The organism is Bacillus sp. AP50 (assembly GCF_040492675.1).
GTDB lineage: Bacteria > Bacillota > Bacilli > Bacillales > Bacillaceae_G > Bacillus_A > Bacillus_A cereus.
Genome location: NZ_JBEUTW010000505.1, coordinates 1 through 1,402, shown reverse-complemented (window position 1 = coordinate 1,402; position 1,402 = coordinate 1). Strand labels below are relative to the sequence as shown.

Genomic DNA, 1,402 nt, shown 5'->3' with positions numbered 1-1,402 from the left:
CCATAACTGTAAATACGGATGGTATAGATTTATGGATGAATAATTTATTTTTAAATTAATAACGTAATACATAAAGATTTTTGTATGTAATATTGCATATACAGGGACCACTGGTGAAAATGCTGAGCAATGTTTTTCCATATGGTAAATTAGTTCCTTATTTATTTTATTTCATTTTCAATCGTGTAAGGCTTGGGGCTAAGGTTTACAAAGGTGACTAGTAAAAAATATAACAATATAAGTATAAGATTTTGTACTTAGTAATCTCGCGATTTAAGGCATGACATTGGATAAGTGTGGGGAGTTCAATCGATTTTGAATAAAATCAATAGTATCAGTTGCAATTTTTTTACGTTTAAGAACGATCCCGGCATGCCCACATTTATAAATATATCGTGGAGGTCTTTCCCAAGATTCCCACAAGTAGTCTGTATCCTCAGAATGCACATATAGATCATGCTTACCTGAAATTAATAAAATATTTTCTTTTTTTACTTTTGGCAATGCTTGACTCGGTTCAGTGATTTTCCAATAATCTATTAAATCATCATACGTAACACCATGATGTTCCAAGTCTTCTCTAATAAATTTACCTGGAGTTGTATTCCAAATCGAATAAGAAAGTCGATTTGCATAGAAAATGGATGCTAACACATCAATTTCTTCTTCAACAAGAGAGGTTAAGTTAGTAATAAATCCGCCTAAACTAATTCCTATTAGAATGAGGGGCCCCTTTTTATTTGCTTTAATCCATTTAATCAAAGCTCGTAAATCAGCTACCGCTTGTCTAGTTGCTTGTAATGTTCGTTCAATATTTGCACTTACCATATACTCTCCACTGAATAAGGATTGATCGGGTTTTCTTTCAAAATGATAGGGTAGAGTGAAATAATACATATTCCACTTCAGGCTGGTCATATGATCGTGGAATATTTTTTTCACACGTTCGTTAGAATCCATTCTCCAACCGTGAACAAAGATAACATGAGGTGCATTTTCATTTTCATGTAGGAATAATTCCCCAGTTACAGAGTCGTTTCGTGAATCATTGGATTGAACCGAACTTTTATAGTTGAATTGCCCAACTATGTATTCATTTTCCTGCTTTGAATGCTTAATGTCAAAATGAAAATGTGATGGTTTTACTTTATAAAAAGATTCTATGTTCTTTATATTTAATGAAGTGTTAGAAAGGGAAGTAAACTGAAACGCTACACTTCTTTTTTTGTGTAAATCATATAAGGCGTACCGATCAATGAGTTTTGAAAAAATCAAATTAACCTCCTCCAAAATACATATTGTTTAAAACATAGACAAAATTTATGTTTTAAATTAATTAGGAAATATTCTCTTTTCCTAATAGTAGGTGCTTGAATTATAAAAATAGGTGATAAATTTGCAT

Annotated in this window: 1 protein-coding gene; it reads right to left on the bottom strand. The window is 31.5% G+C overall.

Annotated elements, in window-relative coordinates:
• Positions 1-273 precede the first annotated feature (273 nt).
• Positions 274-1,275 carry an alpha/beta hydrolase gene (locus ABWK52_RS25575; RefSeq protein ID WP_097856018.1) on the bottom strand — a complete coding sequence of 334 codons (1,002 nt, stop codon included), beginning with the start codon at positions 1,273-1,275 and terminating at the stop codon, positions 274-276.
• Positions 1,276-1,402: the final 127 nt, after the last annotated feature.